Raw genomic sequence first — 26,637 nt, forward strand, 5'->3', positions numbered from 1 at the left:
TTAGAATCCGAATTGCGCTAATTTATCTGGCGTTAATTCAGTATTTTGATTTGAAATTGCTTTTTGTACATATTTGAATAACATATCCGCTTCCAAATGCACGGTATCACCGACACGCTTTTGACCTAAAATCGTTGCGCGTTTTGTTTCTGGAATTAAATGAATATCAAATTGGCCTTCTGCTAATCTGAAAATCGTTAAACTTGTTCCATCAACCGTGATTGAACCTTGTTGAACCATTTGGTCAGTAATAGATTTAGGACATTGTATGGTCATGATATTAGAATTAGATGACGGTCTGATTTTTAGGACTTTTCCGACTTCATCGACATGACCTAACACAAAATGGCCGCCAAATCTGCCCTGACTCGGCATAGCACGTTCAAGATTGACCGAGCTGCCTTTAGTCAGTTGATTGAGATACGTTTTATTTTCTGTACCTTTGATAACATTCACATCAAAGGATTTCTGATTAAAGGAAGTTACTGTTAAACATGCACCATTGACACTGATTGAATCGCCGATATGCATATCTTCTAAAATTGTTTCACATGCTATCGAGAGTTTTATGACATTTTGTTCTGTCACAAGGCGATCAACCGTACCGATTTCTTCTACAATACCGGTAAACATGAAATCACTTCTTTCTTAATACAACTTTGATATTTTGATCGATGATTTCAGAATGGTCAATTTCAAATTGAGGAGTTTTTTCTAAAGGAAGTACATTGTCAGTTTGATAAAACTGATACTTGCCAGAACCTCCAATTACTTTCGGGGCGTAGTAAATAATCAGTGTTTGGACACACTGTGATTGGAGAAATTGTGAAGTCACTTTAGGTCCAGCTTCTACATAGACTGAGCCGATACCTCTTTGATATAAATCTTTTAAAATAGTTTCAATAGAACAATCATCTAATACAATGATTTGAATATTAGACCCATGCTCTTTTGTTTTTAATTGTGTATTTTCTGTATACACAAGCACAGGTGTCTGTTGATCAGTAAATAAAGTTTGTGTGAAATCCAAATGACCGCTTCTCGCTAACACCACACGTACAGGCTGTCTTTCTCCTTCTAACCTTACCGTTAAACTCGGATTGTCAGCTTGTACAGTACCTGCACCGGTTAGAATAGCATCATGTCTTGCTCGATGTTTAAACACATCCTGTTTCACACCTGGATTTGTAATCCACTTACTTTGACCGTTATCTGTCGCTTGCTTTCCATCTAAACTGACACTAACCTTTAAAGTTACTTCAGGTATCTGTGCTTGTTTAGCTTTGAAAAAATCTGTATACATAGCTTCTGCTTGTGCATCATGCTGATATTCCACTTCTATACCTGCTTCAGTTAAAATCTCATCACCAGGTGAATCTAAAGTTATATCTTTCATCGCATATACAACTTTTGAAATACCTGCTTCAATGATTTTATTGACGCAAGGCGGTGTAGAACCAAAGTGTGTGCAAGGTTCAAGCGAAACATAAATCGTTGCGCCTTCTGCATCTGCACCTGCCATATCTAAGGCTTGTACTTCCGCATGTCGTTCACCTTGTTTTAAATGCGCACCCAAACCGACAATTCTGCCATCTTTAACCACGACAGAACCAACGGCAGGGTTCACACCCGTTTGGCCTTCAGCCATTTTTGCTAATGCAATCGCATTTTGTAAAAATCGATTCAAACAATCACCTCATTAAAATAAAAAAATTCCGTCACCTAACTAAAGAGGCAACGGAAAAATGTATCATCACCGTATTTAAACAGAGTCCACCCATGTTAAAAATTGCTAACACAAACTAGACTTCACTTAAATACGCGTTTTAAATCATATTTAATGACGTCTTGATTCTTTCTCCCATCCAGACTTTCACTGTCGGCTCTAGATTCACACTAGATCAGCCATACTCTAAAATAGAGTACAGGTCGCAGGCTTATGTTTTTACTGCCGGTTGGGAATTGCACCCTGCCCCGAAAGAATATTATGAAATTGTTTCTGAATCGAACGAGCAATACTTTGCTCATATATTTATCATAGCTTATTTTAATTTAACTGACAATAATTATTACTTAATGATTATCTATTCTCCGAATGAAATTCATATAAACTATTAACCGCTTGTACAGATTGACGCACAATCATATTGACACCATTTCGTGCTTGGTTGATGCCGTTGGTAATCTGACCAATCGCAATTAAGTGTGGCAGTGTTCCGTATCTCGGGCTGATGACTTGATTTGTTTCAGGCACAATTTGAATGCCGCCCATCGGATGCGCTTGCACAATTTGTCTATTCGTAATATCAATTAAAAAGCCGTCATCTTCATCTAAATCTTTTAATTGTGTTCTAGGTCCAGTCGCATTAATCACAACATTATATTGTTCAGTTTCGTTTGAATCTTTATATTTGAAAACAAAGGTATCATTTTCTTGTACAACTTTTTCTAAATCTTTTTTGATTAACAAGTGTCCCGCTTCTATCTCTTCTATAAGCAAACGTGCTGTGCGTGGCGGCATTGGGTTGGAATTCGCTTTTAAAATCGGCATGTAGCGTTTCATAAACTCCCTTTGATCTTCAATGCTTAAACTATTCCAAATCCAGTTCATATTTTCTTTTATCGTTTCTAATAAACTTTGGAATACACCTAATATTTCTGGGTGAGCTAAATCATATTTTAAATCTTTAATTGGGTCGCCGACTTTCCGATTGATAAGCTGTTGAAGCGGGATATTCAAATCCTCACACTCTTGCTTAAAGAGATGAATAGCAGTCTCTAGTGGAACTACACCAAAATGAGATTTAATAATCTGATTAAAGTTTTCTTTAGTTAGATACTTTAATGTAATTTCTGGCATTTCTCCTCTGACACTTGGCAACTCTCCACGTCGACTCACAGCCGTCAATGGTAAGTTAGGATGATGCTTCACAACATAACGAATAACATCAAGACTAGATAAACCTGTTCCGATTACTGCGATATCATCCGTATCTTCCACTGTATTTAATGTTTCATATGTGGGATAAGGTGATTTAATAAATCCTTTTAATCCTTTTAACTGGTATGGGTCATGATAAGCCATCGTACCGACTGTCAAAAAGACATAGTCATATTGACGACATGCCTCTTGTTCATGATTGGTACAAATAAAGTATTGAATATGCGCATCTTTTTCAAAACCTTTTTCCAAGTACATTTCAGTCGCTTTTTCAGTAATAATATGAATATTGTCATACATGTCATTAAATTTATCGAGGTAACTTTTCATATAATGTCCAAAGACAAATCTTGGTAAATAAGTCGCATTCTCAAATTTAAATTCATTTTGTTGTTGATACCAATGATAGAACTCTTCCTGATCTTTAGAATTTAATGACATATCCTTACTTGGTAAATTAATTAGTAATTGTGAGCTGTCATTTTGAAATGGTACACCTTGTCCCATATTTTTAGCATTGTCATAAACATCAATGTCTAGTTCTTTGAAATATGGGTGCTGTTCTAATTGTCTTAAAATACTGACACCTGCAGTGCCCATTCCGATTATTGCAACACGCATACAAATAACCTCCTACTCTTCCTACATAACTACCCTGTTTATTGCTTCACCTTCTATTATGCAACAAACAAAAATAAAGCGAAACAATTAAATCACATTCATTTAATCATTTCGCTTTAAACTATATATTATATTAAATTATTATTGATGTTCTTTGTCATCTTTATAAACAAATAGCTTGTAGTATTTACCTTCAGTATTAATCTTTTTATAGAAATCTGCAATAAGTGATGCGTTGCTTTCTGCCCATTTGATATCTGTTGCATATTGGTGTTCACCAGGATTCTTAGGATTCCATCTCATACTATATAACGTATTTTGATCTGGATTTGATAAGAAGTGCTTATGAATAAATTCTGCACCACCATCAATCGCTTTTTCTGGTGTATCCCAACCATGTTTTTTCGCATATTCAGCACCCGTTTTAATCGGGTCTTCATCTAATGCGCCGACACCATAGAAGTTGTAGTATTTTTTACCATCAATTTCTACACCTTTTGATAATTCACTTTTTACAGCACCTGTTTCCAAGATAGCATGTGAAATTAAGTATACTTCATTTACTTGTCGTTTTTTAGCTGCATGAATAAAGTCTTCAGTATGTGCTAATAATGTAGGTCTGTCAGCAAGCATACGCTTAATTCTATTTTTATCGATACCTTGATATTTAGATAAATCTAAGAATTGATACTTTTGAGTTTTATCATCGATAAATTTTTCACTGTCCATGGCTTTCTTGATCTCTGTTCCTGTAGCATCATGCCATCTATCATTTTTGTCGGAAACTTGTTGGCTTGTATAGTTATTAATTTGTTTTTTAGCTGCTTGATTCAGAGTTACGTCCAAATGTTCAACTGTTTCTTCTTTTTTAACATGTTTAAACAATATTTGGTCGGAAATCATAGAAAAGAAAATATAACCTGTCACAGCCAAAATAACAAGCAGCCCTATAATTGCGAAGATAGAGCCTTTCTTGTGTTTCGTCATAATTACACCTCTTAGGTCAAGTTAAAGTGAACTGCTTAACACTATGTAACACGGTGTTGAAGCTTCTCGGCGCATTCATGATGACTGATTTATTTCTTACCGAGCTATCCCCATAGTTCCTACGGTTTTATAACACTTAAAAATTATTTCGTTTTGATTCTAAATCTTAACACTTTTTGCAGTGTATCACAATTTAGAGTTATCCAACCACCATTCTATCATATCTTATTCCATAGAACGTGCTTGAAGTCAGAATGTAATATTGCTGTATTCTTTCAATAACATTTCTATAACCTCAGTACATGATTCGTGCAAAATAACATCCTTCAAATAAAAAACAGCCTATTTATCTACAGACATTTCTGTAATAAACAGGCGAATACTAGCTTTCGTTTTTAATTATTCCGGACGTTTGTACTCCATAATTATAAAACTAGCTGCTTCTGATCTATTCTTATAGTAGTAACGGTTCAAATCGATTGTACCTTCAATTTTGCCATCACGATACATCATTTCATTTGTCATATTATTAATCATTACAAAATCTGAACTATCTTTAATCATATCCAATTCATCATGGCGTGCGAAAAAGTGTTCTAAATTCAAGTGTGCGTAATCCATGGAATCCTCCCATCTATTAGTAAATTATGTTTAATCATGCTTATTATGTCGAAAACTACAATTTATTTTGTTAAATTATTTAATTCTACCCTTCTATTTAACACCTATTTTGTACATTTAGCAAATGAAAGAATTAATCCGCTTCGTTAAACTCAAACCAACCAGAAATAATATGTTATGTACAAAGATTGAAAGTGTGGAGTGATGAACATAGAGACATTAATCATCCGACACCAGGGTATCATTTATGCTTTATTAAAAAAGATATAATATTAAGTATGATATTGACGAATATGCCCAACTTTTATCCATCAAAATGTGGTCATTATTACGACAATTTGATACGTCCATTCATAATAGCATGAGCGGTTATTTATTTCAAAGGCTGAACTACTATCTCATCGATTTATTTAGAAAGAAAAGTAAAGTTTTAGAAGAGAGTAATCAAGCAATCATCTCCGATATTAAAGAAACAAGTGATTACTCAGATTACAATTATCTCACGCAGTTGATCGCATCTGAATATTACTTGCTGCTTAATGACTATGAACGCATGTGGTTGAATTTAAAATTATGTGGTTATAAACAGTTCGAAATACAAACTTTGATGAATAAGTCAGCGACTACAATCAGAAAGTATCAAATGCAAGTTCGCCATAAACTTGCACCTTTAAAACACTTTCTTAAAGGAGAGATGTCATAATGGTTGTTTGTGAACGTCCAAGAATTTTATATTTCACTTCCTACCCTCATCACACTTTCCAAATAGAATGTGTTTACAACATGTTTCATGGTTTAACGAAAGTACCATTAAAATCTTATATGAATGCATTATTAAGACGTGAATCACCTCAATCTAAATATGCATCATATGAATTGAAACAAATGCTCAATATTCGTAAACACTTGCCATTAATCGTGAATCAACAAACTATTTTATTCCCTATACAGAATAAACGTGCACCTATCCAGTACTTTGTAAATGGTTTGGAAATCATAGGTCTAAAACAAGAACGCTATACAACAAGACTGATCTTTAAAAATGGTGTGCATTTAGTCGTAAACGCCCATTACTCGTTTGTGCATCGTAAGTGGTTAGAATGTATCTTCTTACATTTTATGACTTTTCATGACGCTGATTAAAGCGATTTTCTAACAACTTTTTTGTAAAGAATGCTGTAACGATTTTCATTAAAATACTTGCGACGATCAGCGATATAATGCCACCTATTAGAATTAATGCTAATTGTACAAGTGATAAATCGACTTGTGGATTTACAAAATATTGAACGACACTTAAACTCGTTAGTAAACCAAATAAAAATAAACCTAGTAATAATGCATTGATAAGTAGCATCCCAACAATAATTAAGAATAGTGAGGCCGTTCCTTGATGACGCTTTTTAAAGATATGCGTTCTTAAAAATTGATTTGAAAACTTGATAGGCTGTTTATAAGTTAATGTATCAGTCTGATCGTTTTCTAAATCCTTTAAAACTTGGTTCAACTGATCTTTTTCTTTCTTATTTAGGAACCAAAGTTGCTTTTTTACTTTTGTTTCAAATTGCTCTTTTTTCACGACATCTATACACCTGCCCGGTAAAATTTTAAAAAGAGGCAGAAATAACTTTACGATAAGGACTGATACCTTGGTAAAGATTATTTCTGCCTTTATTTTATACTAGAATCAATTATCATGATACTAGATTTCTCATTTAATTATAGAATTGAAAGTCCTGATTTTTGAATATCTTTCGCAAATCCTTCAACAGTATCTACTGATAATTCATTGATATCTCTGCCGATATTTGGAATTTTGCTGATAACGCCTGCTGGGCATGTGATGATATCTGCACCGATTTCATCTGCTTGAATGACATTAAATAATTCACGGCAACTTGCCCATAATAATTTTACGCCTTTTTTAGAATGTGTTACTTCTACAGATTCTTTCATTAGTGGTAATGGATCCACACCAGTATCCGCAATACGTCCTGCAAAGACAGAAACATAAGTTGGAACACCTTCTGTGACTGCATCTGTAATTTCTTTAACTTGGTCTATAGTGTATACTGCAGTTACGTTTAATTGTACGCCGTCAGCTGATAATCTTTTAATTAAAGGAATTGTAGACTCACCTTTTGTATTCACAATTGGAATTTTAACGAAAACATTTTTACCATATTGTTTTAAAATTTCCGCTTCTTTTTCCATTGTTTCTAAATCATCCGCAAATACTTCAAATGAAATTGAAGCGTCTGGAATTTCTTTCACAGCTTCTTCAGCGAATGCTTTATAATCTGTAACACCTGCTTTAGCCATTAAGCTCGGGTTTGTTGTGAAACCGTCTACCTCGTTATTTTTGTAAGCTTTTTTCATTTCTTCAATATCTGCACCATCCGCAAATACTTCTACATTCAAATCTGCTTTTACCATAAAATAAGTGCCTCCTTATTACTGTTAACTTTCAATGCTGTCTAAAGTAACTTGATTATAACATTCCCCCGTTTAAATCGCGATTGATTAACTCACAGCAGAATTGTTAATAAAGGTTTAAAAAAGAAACCACAACCCTCTAAAATTTTATGATATTATAAAAGAATGTACAGAAACGGAGGTCATCATGTCACGGTCAAAACTTTATTTTTACCTTACTATAATCCTTATTATCATCAGTTTTAACTTTAACATGTATAATCCACTGTTAAACGAGCAGTTTCATTCAATTGCGAAAAAAATAATTACAAGCAGTGTTGTTAATGCAATTATCCTAATTATTGCGATCATTTTAGCAGATAAATCTATTAAACATTCAAAAGAACGTACAGATTGGATTCGTAAAGCCAGTAAAATGTTACCTATCATCTTATTTATAGTGATTGTTATTCATATCGTTACTTCTTTAATCTCATTTGGTATGATTAGATTTTAATTGACAACCCACTATAACAGTAGCATTATTTATATATTAAAAATGTGACGAGGCGATATTTTGCAGTATTTATATGTGTTCGTAGGAGGCGCACTAGGTGCCTTGCTGCGATTTATCTTTTCACAATTAAATCATGGCCAAGGGTTTCCGATTGGCACTTTTATTGCTAACTTAGCGGGCGCCTTTTTTATGGGTTTAGTCTCCGCCTTGGTGATTCAAACTTTTAAATCTAATCCTTTACTCAAAAAAGGAATTACAACTGGATTTTTAGGTGCATTAACCACGTTCTCTACATTTCAATTTGAACTGGTAAAAATGTTTGAACATCAGCAATATATTTTACTTTTTGTCTACGCGATTTCAAGCTATATTCTTGGTTTAGCAGTATGCTATATCGGTAGTAAAGCTGGAGGTGCCTTAAGTCATGAGTAACCTTTTATTAGTAATGCTTGGTGGCGGTTTAGGCGCTGTAGTCCGTGCAGCTGTCACAAATAACTGTTCAAAACTATCTACTCAGCTGCCAATAGCAACGCTTATTGTCAACTTAGTAGGCAGTTTCTTAATCAGCTTGCTATCAGGTATCGCAATTGCACAAGCTTGGTTGTCTCCATTGATTATTGTAGGATTTTTAGGTGGTTTAACTACATTCTCTACCCTATCACTGGAATTAACCAATATGTTGACCACTAAGTCACAACGTATGCTTTTTATTGCGTATAGCTTTTTACAATATGGATTATGCTTTATCGCATGCCTAATCGGTTATGTTATCGCATAAAAGAAGCGTTATCTTTTACAACTCACTGTAAAGGGTAACGTTTCTTTTTGATTAATATGATTTATAAGATGGTACATCTGCGTCTATACTTTTATTTTGATTTAATAGATCTATACGTTTCATTTGGTCGTCGGATAGCTCAAAGTCAAACACGTTGATATTTTCTTTAATGCGTGAAGGTGTAATGGATTTAGGAATCACAATAACATCATGTTGAATATGCCATCTCAATACAACTTGCGCAGGTGACTTCTCTACTTCGTCAGCGATAGCTTGAATTGTTTCATCTTTTAAGATGTCGCCGTTCATAAATGGTGACCAAGCTTCTGCTTGAATACGTTGCGCTTTAAGATACAACCTTAAATCATTTTGTGTTAAATAAGGATGAAATTCTATTTGATTAATCACTGGTTTAATCGATGCATGTGACAACAAACTTTCTAAATGATGCGGTTGAAAGTTGCTGACACCAATATTTTTAACTTTATTTTGTTTTAATAAATCTTCCATGCCTTTCCATGTATCAATCATTTCTTCTTCATTAGAGCCAGGCCAATGCATTAAATATAAATCTAAATAATCTAAATCAAGTTTATCTAAAGTTCGTTGATAAGCTTCTTCTACATTCATTCTGCCGTAATCATCTAACCATAGTTTTGAGGTAATGAATAAATCTGAGCGGTGTATGCCAGCGGCTTGAATACCCTTTTTAATGCCTTCTCCTACTTTTTCTTCATTTCCATAGCGTGCAGCTGTATCTATACTGCGATAACCGTGTTCTATCGCAAATGATACACGTTGTGCTAATTCATCACTATTTTCAATTCTATATGTGCCAAGTCCCAATTGTGGCATCGTTTGTCCATTATATAGCGTAAATGTATTCATTTTCTCTCTCCTTGCATTGTTGCTTTACCTTTATGCTATGCACAATGAATAAAACTGTAAAACATTTTGAATTAAAAATGCACTGCTAACTGTAAAATTACAGTCAACAGTGCATATTGTATTAATTAAATGATTCAATTTCTTCCATAACACGTTGTAAGTCTTCAACATTATATTGAATACGTCCATGGAAAACGAATTTATTAAAGTATTCATCTAATTGTTCTGGTCCAACTAGTACTTTAGTATTTGTTGTTTGTGCGTAATTTGAAATTGTCACTGCACCTTCATTTTTAGGATTGAAATAAAGTAATGCCATTGGTGTATATTTCAAATTCAATTCGCGCTTCAATGTATCTGCTAAGTGCTCAACTTCTTTTAATTGATTTGAGTAGTTTACAAATGAAGCTGATTGCTTATCATCATTTTCATCTAACACTAATGTTTGAGGATGACGTTTATCTAAATCCAACACATCAAAGACTTGTTCAATGGTTGGTAATGTACCGAATTGTTCTTGACTGATGCCATTATAAACATGTCCTTTAAGTAATTGAGAATCGATAATGTATAAGCCTGTACGTGTTAAGACTAAATGACTGATACGATCAATCGCATTAAAATCATTTTTAGGTAAGAAGATATTCGCCATAATATGCATATCTTCTGGTCGAATACGTTTTTCTTTAACCAAACGATCTCTGATACCGATTAAACGCATGTCTGTCACATACTCACTATGATTTTTCGAGAAGAGCTTCAGCGCATCGATTTCACGATCTTTTGCTGTCACTGTTTCATCGAAATCAGCGCGTTGTTTTGTGACCGCTTTTTTATGTTCGACGCGTTCTTTTTCAAGCTCGTCTTCATAATTTTCTTTTATACTTCTTTCTTTTGCCTCATATTGTTCCTCTGCTTTCAACTTAGCCTTTTTCTTACTGTTTAAGACAACTAAGAATAAGACAAAGAAGATAACAGCGACGACAATTGCTGCAATCAAACCAATTTCTAATGGTCCCATAACATATTCCGCTCCTTTACATATCTTACTCCCAATTATAAAGGAAAATATCGAATGTATCGATAATAAAATGTCACAAATTCAAAAACTGTATAGTTATGCTTGAACAGCTTCTTTTAATGCATCTACTTTATCTACACGTTCCCATGGTAAAGCAACATCCGTACGGCCAAAGTGACCATAAGCTGCTGTTTGTTTATAAATAGGACGTTTTAAGTCTAACATTTTAATGATACCTGCTGGACGCAAGTCAAAGTTAGCTCTTACCGCTTCTACCAATTGTCCTTCAGAAACTTTACCAGTTCCAAATGTATCAATTGAAATAGATACAGGTTCTGCTACACCGATAGCGTATGCAAGTTGTACTTCACATTTATCTGCTAATCCTGCTGCAACAATATTTTTAGCCACATAACGTGCTGCATATGCTGCTGAACGGTCTACTTTTGTAGGATCTTTACCACTGAAGCAACCACCGCCATGACGTGCAAGACCACCATAAGTATCTACAATAATCTTACGTCCTGTTAAACCAGCGTCACCTTGAGGTCCGCCAATCACAAAACGACCTGTCGGGTTAATGAAGAATTTAGTTTCTTCATCTAATAGCTCAGCTGGTACGATTGGATCAATCACATGTGTTCTGATATCACGTTGAATTTGATCTAATGAAGCATCTTCAGCATGTTGTGTTGAAATAACAATCGTATCAATACGTGCTGGTTTATCATTTTCATCATACTCAACAGTAACTTGTACTTTACCGTCTGGTCTTAAGTAAGTTAATGTACCATCTTTTCTGACATCTGATAAACGTTTCGCAAGTTGGTGTGAGAAGTAAATAGGTGTCGGCATATACGTATCTGTTTCATTCGTCGCATAACCAAACATTAAACCTTGGTCACCTGCACCTGTACTTTCAATTTCCTCTTCCGTAATTTCATTTCTATATTCTAAAGCAGTGTCTACTGCTTGTGCGATATCTGGTGATTGCTCATCAATTGCTGACATCACAGCCATTGTTTGGCTATCATAACCATATTTCGCTCTCGTATAACCGATTTCTGCTACTGTATCACGGACAACCTTAGGAAAATCAACATAAGTTGCTGTAGAAATTTCTCCGACAATCATAGCCATTCCCGTAGTGACTACTGTTTCGCAAGCTACTCTTGCATCCGGATCTTTCTTTAATAATTCATCCAGAATAGCGTCTGAAATTTGGTCCGCTATTTTATCAGGATGCCCTTCTGTAACAGATTCTGACGTAAACAATTTTCTATTATTCGACATAACTGACTCCTTTTGATTTTGATTACGAAAATTCTCTATCTACGAGCTCAAATAAAAAAGGACTTTCAAACTATATAAACATAGAGAGAAAGCCCTTAAACGTCCTTTCGCTCTTATCGTTCAAACATCTTTAATGACATTTGCAAACGGTTTGGCACCTTTCTCCGATAAGGAGAGGTTGCTGGGCTTCTTTGGGTCCATGTCCCTCCGCCACTCAGGATAAGAGAATCCGTTAATCACAATACTACCCAAACTCTTTAGGCTTGTCAATTCTATATGTCTAAAATCTTAAATCTGTTATGGAATAATCGGCATATTATGTTATACTATGAAAATGTAAAGGCTTACAATTATTAACAATACTTACGCGCTGGAGGGGTTTTTAAAATGGCAGTAGATGCACAAACTAACCGTAATAAGTTGGATCATTTGATTGGAAAGTCTTCATCACTTTTCCAACTCACAACTACACAATTGTACAACAAGATTCTGGACAACAACGAAGGGGAACTGACAGAGCTTGGGGCTATCAATGCACTGACAGGTCAATACACTGGACGTTCACCTAAAGACAAATTTATTGTAAATGAACCTTCTTATAGAGATACGATTGACTGGGGTTCAATCAACCAACCTATTGAAGAAGATACATTCTTAAGACTTTACGACAAAGTTTTAGACTATTTAGATCAAAAAGATGAACTTTATGTCTTCAATGGTTATGCAGGCAGCGACGAAGATACACAACTACGTTTAACAGTAGTGAACGAAATGGCATGGCATAATTTATTCGCGAAAAATATGTTCATCCGCCCTTCTTCAAAAGAAGAAGCTCAAAAAATCAAACCAAACTTCACAATTGTTTCAGCACCACACTTCAAAGCTAATCCTGAAGTAGATGGTACAAAATCAGAAACATTCGTGATTGTTTCATTCAAACACCGCGTTATCTTAATCGGGGGAACTGAATATGCGGGTGAAATGAAAAAAGGTATTTTCTCAGTCATGAACTATTTATTACCACAACAAGACATCATGAGTATGCATTGCTCAGCCAACGTTGGCGAAAAAGGTGATGTTGCTTTATTCTTTGGTTTATCAGGAACTGGTAAAACAACATTATCTGCAGCACCTGACCGTAAATTAATCGGAGATGATGAACACGGTTGGAACCAAAATGGTATTTTCAACATTGAAGGCGGCTGCTACGCTAAAGCAATCAACCTTTCAAAAACGAAAGAACCTGAAATTTTCAACGCAATCCGCTACGGTACAATTTTAGAAAACGTAGTCGTTGCTGATGATGGTTCAGTTGATTTCGATGATAACGAGCACACTGAAAATACACGTGCTGCTTATCCGATTGATTACATTAAAAACATTGCTAAACCATCTAAAGCTGCACACCCAAATACAATCATCTTCCTTACTGCAGATGCATTTGGTGTGTTACCGCCAATCTCTAAATTAAACAAAGCACAAGCACTGTATCACTTCTTAAGTGGTTTCACATCTAAGCTTGCAGGTACTGAACGTGGTATTACTGAACCAGTTCCTTCATTCTCAACTTGCTTCGGTGCACCGTTCTTGCCATTAAACCCTAAAGTTTATGCAGAATTATTAGGTGAATTAATCGATAAACACGATGTGGATGTTTACTTAGTGAATACAGGCTGGACTGGTGGAAAATACGGCGTAGGTCGTCGTATCAGCCTTAAATATACACGTCGCATGGTAGACGCTGCGATTAAAGGCGACTTAAAAGATGCTGCATTCGAAAAAGACGAAGCATTCGGTTTAAGTATTCCAACTGAAATTGAAGACGTACCAAATTCAATTCTACAACCAATCAACGCTTGGAGTGATAAAGACGCATACCGTGAACAAGCTGAAGACTTGAAATCACGTTTCGTTGAAAACTTTAAGAAATTCGGTGAAGAAAACGATGAAATCGCTGAAAAAGGCGGATTCCAAGCCTAATTAAATATAGAAATAAAAAATTCCGAGAGAGGTCACCCCTTTCTCGGAATTTTTATATCTTTTTTGCTTCAACATCGTCCATCCATTGATGTATCACTTGTAATACTTGTTTTAATGCTTTCGGTCTCGGAATATGTCCTTCCTTAGGTTGATAATACGTTTGATAACGATGTCCGATTTTTTTCAAGTAATTTTCTAAATAATAAGCTTGATGAATACCAACTTGAATATCTTCACCGCCATGAATAATTAAAATCGGTGAACTATTTGCGTCAATATATTGTAAAGCTTCTCTTTCTTGATAAGCAGCTAAATCTTTTTTAGGATGCCCTACCATACGACGTAACATCCCTCTTAAATCCACTCGCTCTTCATACATCAAATGCAAGTCAGATACACCGCCCCAAGTAATATAGCTGTCTGCTGGTAAATCTTGGAATGTTAATAATCCTTGTAATCCACCTCGAGAGAAACCAATTATATGCACAAAAGTTTCTGGATATAATATTTTTAATATACGGATCGCTTGTGTCACATCATGCAAATCATCACCACTGAATTCATCTCTGCCTTCACTGCCATTGTTACCGCGATAGTAAGGTCCGAAAACTAATGTATGATCATTCGCAAACTGTAATAAACGTCCAGTTCTGACACGCCCTACTTTTCCTTTACCGCCACGTAAATAGACTACAATGCGCTTTACAGACTGTTTAGGTGTAATCATAAGTCCTTTGACTCGTAAATTATCTACAAGGTAAGTTACTTCTTCACCACGATGCGTTGTGAGATCAATCGGCATCCTCTTTCTTTTGATAAAGTCCAAGTTCTATCACTCTTTCTACACATTTTAATATCGCTTCGTCTTCTAATAAGAAACTCTTTTCTTCATCCGAAATTTCATCTAAATGTTTACACGTCACAGGGCCTGCCGTTTCTAAATAATCGTCTTTACTTTCTAAAGTGTCTACTTGCACCGCAAAGACATCTTTCGTAAACCATTTCGTTCCTTCTGGGTGATATACGGTATATTGCGCAACATACGTCATCTCAGCAACAATCCCGCCAGTTTCTTCATAGACTTCACGAACAATTGCTGATTCGCTACTTTCACCCTGTTCTATTTTCCCACCTGGAAATTCTATACCTCTTTTTTTATGTCTAGTTAAAAGATAACTATCATTGAGAAATGCGATCGCAAGAACGTGTTCCCCATTTGGTTTATCTTGTGGTTGTGTAAAATTCAACCGAATTTCTTTATCAAATTGATCATGTATAATCACGTTCTATCACATCCTTTTATTATATATGCTAAAATAGATTCGTTACGAATTGAGACAAATCAGTTGGAGGGATTAATTTGAAGAAGCTATTACTCGGCTTAATATGGGTATATCAACATTTTATTTCACCGTTGACACCTCCTACATGCCGCTTCTACCCTACATGTTCAAACTATACAAAAGAAGCTATTGAAATCCATGGCCCAATCAAAGGAACATGGCTTGGTATCAAACGTATTTCAAAATGTCATCCGCTTCATAAAGGTGGATTTGACCCAGTGCCATTAAAGCATGACAAACATCAACATTGTCATCATCACCATCATCATGAATAAATTTTTAATTGATCCACATCAATTTCAGGGGGCGCAAAGTATAAGTGTCCCCTTTTTAATATGCCGTTTTCTTGTGTAAACTCCTGATCAAAATAATAGCCATAAGGCGTTACATCCCCAGGATAGTCAGCATACTGACTTAGATAAGCAGTAAAATAGCGGCTTAATCCATATTCATACATACCGCCGATCACTACTTTAATGTTTTGTCGATGCAAGCTGTCTATCGCATCTAATATTTTATCTATGCCGCCAAGTCTGAAAGGCTTTAAAATCACTGTATCAATCGGATATTGTTCAATCAAGGTTAAAATGCTTGAGACATCTCTTGCTTTCTCATCTATTGCTACAGGTGGGATAACTTTTGGAGATAAGGTTTTCAACATTTCTAAATCCTTAAAAGGCTCCTCGATATACAAGATATCTTCAAGGTTTTGAACTTTTTTTAAAGTTGCTATATCTTGATTCGTTAAAGATTCATTCGCATCTAATGCGATCCATGGGTTAAATGGTAAATTTTGTAGCTGTTCGATGTCAGCAATAACTTTTGGCGACCACTTTAATTTAATACGCTTTGGTTTTGTTTCTAATAATTGCTGATAATTTTCAGTTGATAAACCACTTATCGTTGCACCATACTGAACCTCGAATGAAGGAAGATGATGGAAAACTTGATATAACGCCATCGCAACAGTACCTCTCGCTGCGGGTACGTGATTCAAGTGGTTCAACAATACTTTAGCTTCATCAAAGGTTTCTATCTCTTTATCTTTGAGGACTGTATTAAACCATTGTTTCAATGTTTCATACACACTCTCTATTGTCTCTTTATCATACCAATCTGTTTCAAAGGCATTACATTCACCGAAATATGTTTGTCCGTGCTCATTTTTCAATCCGATCACTAAGACTTTTCTTGTTTCTAGAGTGACTTTAGGCGTTTTAATCTGATGCTTAAATGCTGCTTCATACGTATAAAATAGAATAGATTCAAAACGCATGCTTATTCCTCTAGCTTTCCACGTTTTAATTTACCTGTAGATGTATAAGGCAATGTTGTCACTTGTTGATAATATTTCGGCACTTTATATTTCGCTAATTCCTCTTTTAAAAAGGTATCTAATGCGTCATGATTTATATCTTTTTCACTCGTATAATATAATGCCGGCACTTGTCCCCAAGTATTATCATCTTTGGCATAACACATTGCATCTGTAATACCGTCAAAACGTTTCACAACTGTTTCGATTTCATAAGGATAAATGTTTTCTCCACCGCTGATAATCAAATCTTTTCTGCGGTCATAAACCATCACAAAGCCATCCATATCTACACTTGCGATATCACCTGTTTTAAAGTAGCCATCTTCAAATACATCTGTCAAATTTTCAGGATATAGATAACCTTCCATAACGTTGTCACCTTTTAATAAGAGTTCTCCATGTCCTTCATGGTTTGGATTGATAATCTTAACTTGAACGTTAGGGCTCGGTTTCCCTACTGTGTTAGGATTTTGTTTAAGCATGGATGAAGAAGCGGTTAAAAATTGTGAACACGTTTCTGTCATACCAAATGAATTATAAATCGGTAAATCCGCTTTCAAGGCGTTATGAATTAAATCATCAGATAATTTCGCACCGCCAAGCAGTATTTTTTGAAGTTGATAAGGTCGTGTTAAACCTGCGTCCATCATCCAACCTAAAGTTTGCGGCACGAGTGAAATGTGGGTAATCTGTTCACTTTGAATCGCTTTTAATACCGTTTTTGTTTCAAATTTCTGCATTAATCTGACTGTAAAACCTTCAATGATACTGCGCAGTAACACACTTAAACCTGAAATGTGATAAATCGGCAAGACGGATAACCATTTCGTATTACTATCAAAACCTAAGCTTTCTCTGCATCCATTCGCGCTCGCTAAATGGTTATTAAAAGTTTGGGGTACTGCCTTTTGCGGACCTGTCGTTCCTGAAGTAAACATAATCGAAGCGATACGGTTTAAATCCAGTTCAGTCTCATAAGTTTGTGTTGAGCGACGTTGTTCAACTTCACTCCAATTTATAATGGTAAAATCATCTAATTCTAATGGTAATGTGGCAATGATTATATCTGTGTGTACAGATTTAAGTTGCGCTTTAATTTCTTTGTATGTAAGTCGTGTATTAATCATGACTGCTTCTATACCAGCTAACCATGCACCATAAATCATTAAAGCCGCATCTATACGATTATCTATATAAAATGCAATTCTCTTTTGATTCAGTTGTTTAAATACATATGCATATTGTTTTGCTGATTGATACACGCTCGCGTATGTAAGTTTTGTTGCTCCATCGTCTAATGCGATATTTTCAGGAACACGCTCTGCGCTTTGTTTTAACCAAAAATCCATACTATCTTCCTCCCATAATCTCTACCTATCTATCATAACAAAATTCAAGTAGTTTCCCTTAATTTTCGAATTGAAAAAAGAGGATGCGCGTTACACCCTCTCATTTCTTTCATATTTAATTGAACAGTTGACTTAGTTTATCTTTAATCGTTTGTAGTTTACTATCGATATCATTTAATAAACTGTCTATTTTAGATTGATTTTCACCATTTTGTTGCGCTTGGTTTGCTTGTTTTAATTTATCAACCGCATTTTGATATTGGTCAGTGACATTTTGATCTGTCGCATTTGAAGCTTTATCTTTTAATTGGTTAACTTCATTTTGTGCAGATTCAATCGCATTCTGGCTATTTTGACCATTTTGAATGTTGTTTTTAGCACTTTCAATTTTTTCTTTAATGACTGTTTCTTTCTCACGAATGATTTCTTTATAGTTATTTGTCACTGGTTTTTGAGTTTGTGAGCTATTAGGTTGTGTTTGTTGTGTTTGCGCATTTTGATTTGCGGTTTCTGTGCTATCTTTTGGCTGCATCATATTTCTAACTATAAATATTGCTACAACAATCAATAAGATAACTACAATTGCGGCCAAACCTTTTTTCCATTTACTATTTTTACGATTCTCATCTTCCAACATACGTTCACGTCTGTAATCACGTTCATTATAATAACGACCATCTTCATCAGAACGTCTGCGGTACTCTTCTTCACGTGTATCACGATATCTTGGATCGTGTCCATCTCTTGAGTCACGTGGGTCTCGATTATAGCGGTCATAATCAGGTTGATTTCTATCTGAGCGTTTCATGTCTATCACCTTATTTCGAAATAATGTTAAAGTTTTTCTTATATTACTCTTACCACTATTGTACCACGCGTATTCATCATGAACCTCGTATAAAAGTCGTATCTATTTCTCTATTTCTATTGTATTCAATATAGAGTTATAAGATAATAATAGAAATTGCTTGAAATGAGGAAATTGTTTTGCGCCAATCATCTAATAAAATGCCACGCACTATCATGAAATATTGCGGCTCAATTATATTATTACTACTTATCGTCTACTATTTATACAAAAATTACGGTAGTAACTTATTCAGACTAGATATTCCAACTGATTCTTCTATGTATTACATTATTCATCTTGATTGGAATAGATATGCTGAAGCTTATGTCGCAACTTTGACTACAATCATTATCCCCTTATTTCTAATCGGGATAATCCTGTTCATACTGACTCGCCTAACTAAAGGTACAGTTAAAAATATATTAATCAAAATACTGCCATTGATATTATTCATTGCACTTTTTGTCTTAATTTTTGTGCCGATGTTATTCGTACTAAACGTGACACACTTTTCATTCTTAGCAACATTTTTATCATTCTTGGCATTATCCAAACCAGCAATGGTAAAAATCTATCGTTTCAGCCAAAAAAGTGTTGATGAGATCAATCATCCAGAGATCAATACAACAGAAAAAGAAAATAAACCATAAGATGCATCCACTTCATATCGGAGTGGATGTTTTTATTTCTTTAACTATCTACTACTTAGCGTTATATGAACCTATATAGCTCATAACAAAATAAGCAAACGCTCTTTGAATGAACATAATTGCTATTGATTGAAACGTAATTCTGAGTGGATGATTGCTTAACGAAAAGAAACATAATTGCATATACTCCATACCCCTATACCGTATATGTTATACTAAAGTTGTATTTACTATATCAATATATTTAGGAGGTATTATTTTGTCGAGTCATGAACATACACATAAAAATGAACAACATAAACACCATGAACATACGACTGATAACGGTCACGATCATCACATGCATCATCATGGGAATTTTAAGCGTAAATTCTTTATTTCTTTAATTTTCACGATACCGATTATTATTTTATCACCTATGATGGGTATTCAATTACCATTTCAAGTTACTTTTTCTGGATCAGACTGGATTGTTTTAATTCTATCGACCATTTTATTCTTTTATGGTGGTATGCCCTTCTTATCAGGCGCTAAGGATGAAATCGCTTCTAAAAAACCAGGCATGATGACATTAGTAGCACTTGGTATTTCAGTAGCTTATTTCTATAGTTTATATGCATTTTACATGAATAACTTTAGTGATTCATCGTCGCATACAATGGATTTCTTCTGGGAGTTAGCAACTTTAATTATAATTATGTTATTAGGCCACTGGATTGAGATGAACGCAGTAGGCAGTGCTAGTAGTGCCCTTAAAAAAATGGCCGAACTACTCCCCAATACTGCAGTTAAGGTAACTGAGGATGGTCAACGTCAAAAACTTAAAATCTCGGATATTCATAGTGGTGATATTGTAGAAATCAAAGCTGGTGAAAGTATTCCAACAGACGGAGTAATTGTTGAAGGTAAAACATCGATTGATGAATCATTAGTTACTGGAGAATCTAAAAAAGTTCTAAAAAACAAGAACGATAAAGTCATCGGTGGTTCAATGAATGGTTCTGGTACAATTCAAGTTAAAGTAACTGCAACTGGAGAAGATGGCTATTTATCTCAAGTTATGGGGTTAGTAAGCCAAGCTCAAAATGATAAATCAGATGCTGAACTTCTTTCTGATAAAGTCGCAGGGTACTTATTTTATTTTGCAGTAATTAGTGGATTAATTGCGTTTATTGTTTGGATGCTGATACAAAACGATATTGATTTTGCGCTTGAACGCTTAGTAACTGTATTGGTCATTGCTTGTCCGCACGCTTTAGGTTTAGCTATACCTTTAGTTACAGCACGTTCTACTTCTATAGGTGCACATAATGGATTAATTATAAAAAATAGAGAATCTGTAGAAATCGCACAACACATCGATTATATTATGATGGATAAAACAGGTACATTAACTGAAGGAATTTTTTCAGTTAACCATTATGAAAGTTTTACTGACGAATTTAGTCATAAAGAAATATTAAGTTTGTTTGCTTCATTAGAAAGCAGCTCTGAACATCCGCTCGCTGTTGGAATTGTCGAATATGCAAAAGAAGAAAACATTTCTTATTCATATCCTGAAGATGTTAATAATATTTCAGGTGTGGGATTAGAAGGCAGTGTTGATGGTAAAGAAATTAAAATTGTAAATGCCTCATATTTAGATAAAAAGGATTTGAAGTATAATAAAAAACAATTTAAAGAACTTGCTCAGCAAGGTAACTCTATTAGTTATTTAATTTATGAACAACAAGTGATTGGCATTATCGCCCTAGGAGATCAAATCAAAGAAAGTTCAAAACAAATGGTCTCAGATTTAATAGCGAAAAACATCACACCAGTTATGCTTACAGGAGATAATCATGAAGTAGCACAAGCAGTGGCTAAAGAATTGGGAATTAAAGATGTTCATGCGCAATTAATGCCTGAAGATAAAGAAAGAATCATAAAAGATTATCAGAAAAAAGGCAGTAAAGTAATGATGGTCGGCGATGGCATTAATGATGCGCCAAGTTTAGTCAGAGCAGACATCGGAATGGCAATCGGTGCAGGTACAGACGTAGCTGTTGAATCAGGTGATGTCATACTTGTCAAAAGTAATCCTTCTGATATTATTAACTTCCTTACCCTATCAAAAAATACAATGCGGAAAATGGTTCAAAACTTATGGTGGGGTGCTGGATATAACATCATTGCAGTACCTCTTGTAGCTGGTGTACTAGCCTTTATGGGTATAATACTCTCACCTGCTGTCGGAGCAATACTCATGTCTTTAAGTACAATTATCGTTGCGATTAATGCTTTCACATTAAAATTAAAATAAATGATTCAATGAGATATAACCACTTTCATCAACAATTTATGAAAGTGGTTATTTTTAGTAAATACCTATTTATTTGTACTATTGACCAGTTACAAAGGGAAAAGGACTCTTCACAAAAATAAAAAAGCCAAATGATTATGCATCAATTTGCTACTACTTTTAAAAATTCAACTTAAGTAGGCATGAACTCTCCTCTTTAGAAATCTTCAACTTTAAACAGGCATGAACTCTCCTTTTTGAATCATTCAACTTAAATAGGCATGTATACTCCTACTTTTATTCACATGTGTTGTATTCAAATGCATTATACACTAAGCGTTATTTTCGACACAAGAAATTTTATAATGATAACAAATAATAGTTCACATTAAAATTGATTTAGTTGATTCCTTTTAACTTAAATGGGTATTAAATAACTAAATACATAGAAAAGGAAGAACCAATCATGAAAAAGTTACTTATACCGTTATTTAGTTCCCTATTACTATTAACTGCTTGTGGTAATAGTGATGAAAGTAATAAAGAAACTGCGAAAAACGAAACTAAAACACATGAAAAAGAGAATAAAAATAATGAAAAAACACAGAAGAAAAAAAATGAACAAAATAATAATCAAGAAAAACAAGAAAATAGCGAATCTACAGAACAAGTTAATGAAGAGTCTGTAAACGATCAAGCAAATTTAGGAGCACCAAATTCACAGCGAAGTACTAATGAACAATATCAAGATAGTCCTCAAGCTAATGAACAAATACACCAACAACAATTACCAGTTAACCAAGCAAGACAACAAGCAATCAACGAAGGGATAGATATGGATAATCCATCGGATGCAGAAATCGAGCGTTTAAGAGAATTAAGTAAACAATCACCTTATGGTTTACAAGAACCTTCAATAGAACAACAGATGCGTGCTAATGCAAATATAGCTAAACAACATGGCTACACAGGTATTCCTAATGGAAATTTTGGAATTTCAGAAGGTCCAGCATATTCAGATGATCAACTAGATCCAGAAACTGGACTGCCAAAAGATGATGCTGTTCCACATGAATAATTATTAGGTTATTAATTCTAATTAATATTTTGTAAAACTACTGCTATAATACGATTTTAGCAGTAGTTTTATTTATATTATGTCTATATCCTCATTTTTCTACGTTCAAATATCTAAAAACACTTCTCTTTTGACAGCTTTACTTAATCCAATTCTTTAAAATAAAAAAGATTCTAAAACAAAAAACTCTAACCCCTTGATATCCAAGAAGTTAGAGAAAAACAAAGCATCTATATTGAGTTAAAACGTAAGTTATAATTAATTTCAATTTAGTCTTATGATAATAACGGAGAGTGAGGGATTCGAACCCTCGAGACGCTTGTGGCGCCTACACACTTTCCAGGCGTGCTCCTTCGGCCAACTCGGACAACTCTCCATGTATACAAATTAAAAAATCAGAAACGATAATTCGTTTCTGATTGAATGACTCCTACGGGACTCGAACCCGTGTTACCGCCGTGAAAGGGCGGTGTCTTAACCGCTTGACCAAGGAGCCGTGGCTCCACAGGTAGGACTCGAACCTACGACCGATCGGTTAACAGCCGATAGCTCTACCACTGAGCTACTGTGGAATAATAAGTAATTTGGAGCGGGTGATGGGAATCGAACCCACAACATCAGCTTGGAAGGCTGAGGTTTTGCCATTAAACTACACCCGCATATATTCGTTAATTAATGAAATGTTGATGCGGCCGAGAGGACTTGAACCTCCACGGGATCTCTCCCACTAGGCCCTCAACCTAGCGCGTCTGCCATTCCGCCACGACCGCTTGGGTTTGATTTCATTAATCATTTATTTTAACAACGTACTCTATTGTAACACTCTCGTAATATCATGTCAATAACTTTTTAAAAGTTTTTAACATAGCGTTAAAGTTCGTTTCAAATATTTAATGTCGTTTTTTTTAGGACATGAACTATCATATAACATTCTCAGAGTTGAGTCAACACTAAAGTTCATATTTCCTTATTTTTATTTTAATCGTAGTAAAAAACCGAGCATCCAAGGCATAACACCTTAGATACTCGGTATTGATTACTATAATTTCTTTTGTAGTTTTAACTTGCCGTGACAATGACCACAAACCATCTTTCGTGTATTCACTTTTTTAATGCGCAAGAAAGATTTTTTGCATGATTGACATTGATATACATAGTTCGCTCGTTCTTCATAACTTTTAACAGCACTGCAAAATCTTGGTGCACCAACTTTTTGACTTAACTTCTTAAAATCTTTGTCTTTATGTTGGTAACCTCGTGTTTGCAGATGGAGATGATAATGACATAGTTCATGTTTGATAATATCAATAATAGCCGCTTCTCCAAACTGTTCATATTGTTTCGGATTGATTTCGATATTATGAGACTGCAACAAATATCTTCCGCCTGTTGTTCTTAACCTATTATTGAAATAAGCCTCGTGTTTGAATTCCCATCCAAATGATTGTCTGGAAATTTTCTCTGTAAGTTGTTGCAACTTCTCATTATCCATCCAGTTATTACTCATTAGGATTAATCATTGTCAATGAAACTTTATTTTTTACTGTATCTGTATCAAGTACCCAAACATCTACAATATCTCCTACATTGACAATATCCATTGGATTTTTCACGAAACGTTTCGCTAATTGAGATATATGCACTAAGCCATCTTGTTTAACACCGACATCTACAAATGCACCAAAGTCAACGACGTTTCGAACAGTACCGCTCAATTTCATTCCTTTGGTTAAATCTTCTAAAGATAATACGTTGGATTTTAAAATCGGCGTTTCATATTCATCACGTGGATCTCGATTAGGTGCTATCAACGCAGCCACAATGTCTTCTAAAGTTGGTAGACCTACGTTTAATTGCTCAGCAGATTGTTTTAAGTCTAGTTTGTTCAATACCTCTTTAAGATGTGTTGTACCTAGATCTTCTGCACTCAAACCTTGTTGCTCTAATAATTGATATGCAATCGCATAACTCTCAGGGTGAATTGATGTATTATCTAACGGCTCTTTACCATTTACAATACGTAAGAATCCGATACTTTGTTCAAATGTTTTAGGGCCTAGACGTTTTACTTTGGCAATTTGTTTGTGATGGTTAATGACACCATTTTCTTCGCGATAATCAATAATGTTTTGTGCGATTTGCGGTGATAAACCTGAAACATGTTGCAATAATGAACGTGAAGCTGTATTCACATCTACGCCAACTTGGTTAACGGCTGTTTCTACTACGAAATTTAAAGCATTTTCAAGTGCTTTTTGGTTAACATCATGTTGATATTGACCTACACCAATTGATTTTGGATCAATTTTTACTAATTCACTCAACGGATCTTGTACACGACGTCCTATGGAAACAGCACTTCTTTCTTCTACTTGGAAATCAGGAAATTCTGTTCTTGCGATTTCAGATGCAGAATAAACAGACGCACCCGCTTCGTTCACAATAATAAATTGAACATCTAAGTTATGTTTTTGAATTAAGTCAGCCACAAATTGTTCAGTTTCACGACTTGCCGTACCATTACCAATGGCTACTAATTTAACATCATAATCATTGATAAATTGTAAAAATGTTTTTTCTGCTTGCGCTGTTTTTGAAACTGGCGGATGCGGATACATCACACCTTTTGCAATAAACGTACCATACGGATTAATTACAGCCAATTTGCACCCTGTTCTAAATGCAGGGTCAACACCTAAAATTTGTTTTCCTTTCAATGGTGGTTGTAATAATAAATGTTTTAAGTTAACACTGAATACATCAATCGCATGATTCTCAGCTTTAGTCGTCAAATCAGTGCGAATTTCTCGCTCGATTGATGGCATAATCAAACGTTTCATACTATCTTTAATTGCCGTTTCAATATAAGTTGTACCTTCATGCTGACCTTTAATTTCTTGGCGTGCAATTTCTCTTTCTAATGAATCTGTATCCATTTCAATCTTCATTGATAATACTTTTTCTTTTTCGCCGCGATTCATCGCTAATATTCTATGGTTGGCTATTTTATGAATCGGCTCTGAAAATTCATAGTACATTTCATATGTCTTTTTCTCATCTTCTGCTTTTTTCTTTTTCTGACTTGTGATGAGTCCTCGTTTTTGTGTCTGTGTCAAAATTTTATTTCTGTATTTAGGATTATCAGAAACCCATTCTGCAATAATATCTTGTGCACCTGCTAACGCATCAGCAGCTGATGTCACTTCTTCATTTAAAAATGCTTCTGCATAAGTTTTAGGTGATTGATCAATACTACTTTGCATCAACCATTTTGCTAAAGGTTCTAATCCTTTTCGTTTAGCTTCTGTTGCACGTGTTTTTTTCTTTTGTTTAAACGGTCTATATAAATCTTCCACACGTTGCAACTTCGTTTGTTTTAAAATATCCGCTTTTAACTGGTCATCTAATAAACCTTGTTGTTCTATGTTATGTAAAACTTCTTCTTTTCTCTTTTGAAGCTGTTGCATGTAATGATATTCGTCGGCAATCTTTTTAATTTCGACCTCATCTAGTCCACCTGTACGCTCTTTTCGATAACGTGCGATGAATGGAACTGTGTTATTTTCTTCTAGTAATGCTAGCACTTCAGTAATTTGTTTTTTTGAAAAGTGATGTTGTTTTTCAATTGAGTTGATTAATTCGTTATTCAATATCTGCACCTCAAATTCATTTTCTTGTTTCCATAGTATCATAAGAATAGAAAAAG

Annotated in this window: 27 protein-coding genes, 5 tRNA genes and 2 riboswitches; of the genes, 10 read left to right on the plus strand and 22 right to left on the minus strand. The window is 34.7% G+C overall.

The window, feature by feature from the left end; translation table 11 throughout:
- The 5 genes from HMPREF2603_RS11420 to HMPREF2603_RS11440 form a co-directional block, all read right to left on the minus strand.
- On the minus strand, positions 1 to 633 hold the full coding sequence (locus HMPREF2603_RS11420; protein WP_057509781.1) for a riboflavin synthase: 633 nt from the start codon (positions 631 to 633) through the stop codon (positions 1 to 3).
- A gap of 4 nt (positions 634 to 637) precedes the next feature.
- Positions 638 to 1,687: a bifunctional diaminohydroxyphosphoribosylaminopyrimidine deaminase/5-amino-6-(5-phosphoribosylamino)uracil reductase RibD gene (gene ribD, locus HMPREF2603_RS11425; RefSeq protein ID WP_060804828.1), complete on the minus strand. Its 1,050-nt coding sequence runs from the start codon at positions 1,685 to 1,687 to the stop codon at positions 638 to 640.
- Between the two features lie 162 nt (positions 1,688 to 1,849).
- Positions 1,850 to 1,986, minus strand: a riboswitch (FMN riboswitch).
- Between the two features lie 94 nt (positions 1,987 to 2,080).
- Positions 2,081 to 3,562 (minus strand): FAD/NAD(P)-binding protein, encoded by a 1,482-nt coding sequence (locus HMPREF2603_RS11430; RefSeq protein ID WP_060804829.1) that lies wholly within the window; start codon positions 3,560 to 3,562, stop codon positions 2,081 to 2,083.
- A gap of 141 nt (positions 3,563 to 3,703) precedes the next feature.
- Positions 3,704 to 4,549, minus strand: coding sequence for a peptidoglycan release complex glucosaminidase SagB (locus HMPREF2603_RS11435; protein ID WP_002481245.1), 846 nt, complete (start codon positions 4,547 to 4,549; stop codon positions 3,704 to 3,706).
- Positions 4,550 to 4,948: 399 nt separating this feature from the next.
- Positions 4,949 to 5,170 (minus strand): hypothetical protein, encoded by a 222-nt coding sequence (locus tag HMPREF2603_RS11440; RefSeq protein ID WP_023016000.1) that lies wholly within the window; start codon positions 5,168 to 5,170, stop codon positions 4,949 to 4,951.
- A 316-nt stretch (positions 5,171 to 5,486) separates the two neighbouring features.
- On the opposite strand from HMPREF2603_RS11440, the gene HMPREF2603_RS11445 reads away from it, so the two are divergent.
- Positions 5,487 to 5,873, plus strand: coding sequence for a hypothetical protein (locus HMPREF2603_RS11445; protein ID WP_083278234.1), 387 nt, complete (start codon positions 5,487 to 5,489; stop codon positions 5,871 to 5,873).
- A gap of 80 nt (positions 5,874 to 5,953) precedes the next feature.
- Positions 5,954 to 6,313, plus strand: a complete 360-nt coding sequence (locus HMPREF2603_RS11450; RefSeq protein ID WP_142351512.1) for a hypothetical protein — start codon at positions 5,954 to 5,956, stop codon at positions 6,311 to 6,313.
- Here HMPREF2603_RS11450 and HMPREF2603_RS11455 read toward each other — a convergent pair.
- Both HMPREF2603_RS11455 and HMPREF2603_RS11460 read right to left on the minus strand, forming a co-directional pair.
- The gene (locus HMPREF2603_RS11455) at positions 6,288 to 6,749 is read right to left on the minus strand and encodes a hypothetical protein (protein WP_023016003.1); all 462 of its coding nucleotides are present in this window, start codon (positions 6,747 to 6,749) and stop codon (positions 6,288 to 6,290) included. The two genes, HMPREF2603_RS11450 and HMPREF2603_RS11455, sit on opposite strands and share 26 nt — an antisense overlap.
- 140 nt (positions 6,750 to 6,889) lie before the next feature.
- Complete coding sequence (locus tag HMPREF2603_RS11460) at positions 6,890 to 7,606, minus strand: transaldolase (protein WP_060804832.1); 717 nt, start codon at positions 7,604 to 7,606, stop codon at positions 6,890 to 6,892.
- Positions 7,607 to 7,793: 187 nt separating this feature from the next.
- Here HMPREF2603_RS11460 and HMPREF2603_RS11465 point away from each other — a divergent pair, with 187 nt between their 5' ends.
- From HMPREF2603_RS11465 to HMPREF2603_RS11475, 3 genes are read left to right on the plus strand one after another with little or no spacing between them, the layout of a single operon-like run.
- The gene (locus HMPREF2603_RS11465; RefSeq protein ID WP_060804833.1) at positions 7,794 to 8,102 is read left to right on the plus strand and encodes a hypothetical protein; all 309 of its coding nucleotides are present in this window, start codon (positions 7,794 to 7,796) and stop codon (positions 8,100 to 8,102) included.
- A 60-nt stretch (positions 8,103 to 8,162) separates the two neighbouring features.
- Positions 8,163 to 8,534: a fluoride efflux transporter CrcB gene (gene crcB / locus HMPREF2603_RS11470; protein ID WP_060804834.1), complete on the plus strand. Its 372-nt coding sequence runs from the start codon at positions 8,163 to 8,165 to the stop codon at positions 8,532 to 8,534.
- Positions 8,527 to 8,880 carry a fluoride efflux transporter FluC gene (locus HMPREF2603_RS11475; protein WP_060804835.1) on the plus strand — a complete coding sequence of 118 codons (354 nt, stop codon included), beginning with the start codon at positions 8,527 to 8,529 and terminating at the stop codon, positions 8,878 to 8,880. Before crcB ends, HMPREF2603_RS11475 begins: the two co-directional genes overlap by 8 nt.
- A 51-nt stretch (positions 8,881 to 8,931) precedes the next feature.
- Here HMPREF2603_RS11475 and HMPREF2603_RS11480 read toward each other — a convergent pair whose 3' ends face one another.
- From HMPREF2603_RS11480 to metK, 3 genes are all read right to left on the minus strand, one after another.
- A complete protein-coding gene (locus HMPREF2603_RS11480; RefSeq protein WP_002481254.1) occupies positions 8,932 to 9,768 on the minus strand; it encodes an aldo/keto reductase in 837 nt (278 codons plus the stop codon).
- A 121-nt stretch (positions 9,769 to 9,889) separates the two neighbouring features.
- Complete coding sequence (locus HMPREF2603_RS11485; protein ID WP_002481255.1) at positions 9,890 to 10,789, minus strand: NERD domain-containing protein; 900 nt, start codon at positions 10,787 to 10,789, stop codon at positions 9,890 to 9,892.
- Positions 10,790 to 10,885: 96 nt separating this feature from the next.
- Complete coding sequence (gene metK, locus HMPREF2603_RS11490; RefSeq protein WP_002481256.1) at positions 10,886 to 12,082, minus strand: methionine adenosyltransferase; 1,197 nt, start codon at positions 12,080 to 12,082, stop codon at positions 10,886 to 10,888.
- A gap of 110 nt (positions 12,083 to 12,192) precedes the next feature.
- Positions 12,193 to 12,308: riboswitch (SAM riboswitch) on the minus strand.
- A gap of 161 nt (positions 12,309 to 12,469) precedes the next feature.
- Between metK and pckA the strand changes: the two genes are divergently transcribed.
- Positions 12,470 to 14,062, plus strand: a complete 1,593-nt coding sequence (pckA, locus tag HMPREF2603_RS11495) for a phosphoenolpyruvate carboxykinase (ATP) (protein ID WP_002481257.1) — start codon at positions 12,470 to 12,472, stop codon at positions 14,060 to 14,062.
- Positions 14,063 to 14,114: 52 nt separating this feature from the next.
- Here pckA and HMPREF2603_RS11500 read toward each other — a convergent pair whose 3' ends face one another.
- The gene (locus HMPREF2603_RS11500) at positions 14,115 to 14,888 is read right to left on the minus strand and encodes an alpha/beta hydrolase family protein (protein WP_060804836.1); all 774 of its coding nucleotides are present in this window, start codon (positions 14,886 to 14,888) and stop codon (positions 14,115 to 14,117) included.
- A complete protein-coding gene (ytkD, locus tag HMPREF2603_RS11505; protein WP_057509770.1) occupies positions 14,854 to 15,345 on the minus strand; it encodes an RNA deprotection pyrophosphohydrolase in 492 nt (163 codons plus the stop codon). Before ytkD ends, HMPREF2603_RS11500 begins: the two co-directional genes overlap by 35 nt.
- Positions 15,346 to 15,422: 77 nt before the next feature.
- Here ytkD and yidD point away from each other — a divergent pair, with 77 nt between their 5' ends.
- The gene (gene yidD, locus HMPREF2603_RS11510; RefSeq protein ID WP_060804837.1) at positions 15,423 to 15,680 is read left to right on the plus strand and encodes a membrane protein insertion efficiency factor YidD; all 258 of its coding nucleotides are present in this window, start codon (positions 15,423 to 15,425) and stop codon (positions 15,678 to 15,680) included.
- On the opposite strand, the gene menC is transcribed toward yidD, so the two are convergent.
- From menC to HMPREF2603_RS11525, 3 genes are all read right to left on the minus strand, one after another.
- Positions 15,671 to 16,681, minus strand: coding sequence for an o-succinylbenzoate synthase (gene menC, locus HMPREF2603_RS11515; protein ID WP_060804838.1), 1,011 nt, complete (start codon positions 16,679 to 16,681; stop codon positions 15,671 to 15,673). The two genes, yidD and menC, sit on opposite strands and share 10 nt — an antisense overlap.
- Before the next feature lie 2 nt (positions 16,682 to 16,683).
- Complete coding sequence (gene menE, locus HMPREF2603_RS11520; protein ID WP_060804839.1) at positions 16,684 to 18,072, minus strand: o-succinylbenzoate--CoA ligase; 1,389 nt, start codon at positions 18,070 to 18,072, stop codon at positions 16,684 to 16,686.
- Positions 18,073 to 18,187: 115 nt separating this feature from the next.
- Positions 18,188 to 18,880 carry a hypothetical protein gene (locus tag HMPREF2603_RS11525; protein ID WP_070469032.1) on the minus strand — a complete coding sequence of 231 codons (693 nt, stop codon included), beginning with the start codon at positions 18,878 to 18,880 and terminating at the stop codon, positions 18,188 to 18,190.
- Between the two features lie 200 nt (positions 18,881 to 19,080).
- On the opposite strand from HMPREF2603_RS11525, the gene HMPREF2603_RS11530 reads away from it, so the two are divergent.
- The 3 genes from HMPREF2603_RS11530 (at position 19,081) to HMPREF2603_RS11540 (ending at position 22,931) form a co-directional block, all read left to right on the plus strand.
- On the plus strand, positions 19,081 to 19,572 hold the full coding sequence (locus tag HMPREF2603_RS11530; protein ID WP_261676392.1) for a hypothetical protein: 492 nt from the start codon (positions 19,081 to 19,083) through the stop codon (positions 19,570 to 19,572).
- A 259-nt stretch (positions 19,573 to 19,831) separates the two neighbouring features.
- The gene (locus HMPREF2603_RS11535) at positions 19,832 to 21,874 is read left to right on the plus strand and encodes a heavy metal translocating P-type ATPase (protein ID WP_070502117.1); all 2,043 of its coding nucleotides are present in this window, start codon (positions 19,832 to 19,834) and stop codon (positions 21,872 to 21,874) included.
- Between the two features lie 445 nt (positions 21,875 to 22,319).
- Complete coding sequence (locus HMPREF2603_RS11540; RefSeq protein WP_070469034.1) at positions 22,320 to 22,931, plus strand: hypothetical protein; 612 nt, start codon at positions 22,320 to 22,322, stop codon at positions 22,929 to 22,931.
- A gap of 287 nt (positions 22,932 to 23,218) precedes the next feature.
- On the opposite strand, the gene HMPREF2603_RS11545 is transcribed toward HMPREF2603_RS11540, so the two are convergent.
- From HMPREF2603_RS11545 to HMPREF2603_RS11575, 7 genes are all read right to left on the minus strand, one after another.
- Positions 23,219 to 23,307, minus strand: a tRNA-Ser gene (locus HMPREF2603_RS11545).
- 48 nt (positions 23,308 to 23,355) lie between these two features.
- Positions 23,356 to 23,427: transfer RNA gene (locus HMPREF2603_RS11550), tRNA-Glu, on the minus strand.
- Position 23,428: 1 nt separating this feature from the next.
- A tRNA-Asn gene (locus HMPREF2603_RS11555) sits at positions 23,429 to 23,503 on the minus strand.
- 13 nt (positions 23,504 to 23,516) lie between these two features.
- Positions 23,517 to 23,590: transfer RNA gene (locus tag HMPREF2603_RS11560), tRNA-Gly, on the minus strand.
- Between the two features lie 28 nt (positions 23,591 to 23,618).
- A tRNA-Leu gene (locus HMPREF2603_RS11565) sits at positions 23,619 to 23,701 on the minus strand.
- Positions 23,702 to 23,970: 269 nt separating this feature from the next.
- Positions 23,971 to 24,423, minus strand: a complete 453-nt coding sequence (locus tag HMPREF2603_RS11570) for a SprT family protein (RefSeq protein WP_060804066.1) — start codon at positions 24,421 to 24,423, stop codon at positions 23,971 to 23,973.
- 7 nt (positions 24,424 to 24,430) lie between these two features.
- On the minus strand, positions 24,431 to 26,581 hold the full coding sequence (locus HMPREF2603_RS11575; protein WP_060804065.1) for a Tex family protein: 2,151 nt from the start codon (positions 26,579 to 26,581) through the stop codon (positions 24,431 to 24,433).
- Positions 26,582 to 26,637 lie beyond the last annotated feature (56 nt).

Origin of the sequence: Staphylococcus sp. HMSC055C03 (assembly GCF_001809385.1) — a bacterium.
Lineage (GTDB): Bacteria > Bacillota > Bacilli > Staphylococcales > Staphylococcaceae > Staphylococcus > Staphylococcus simulans.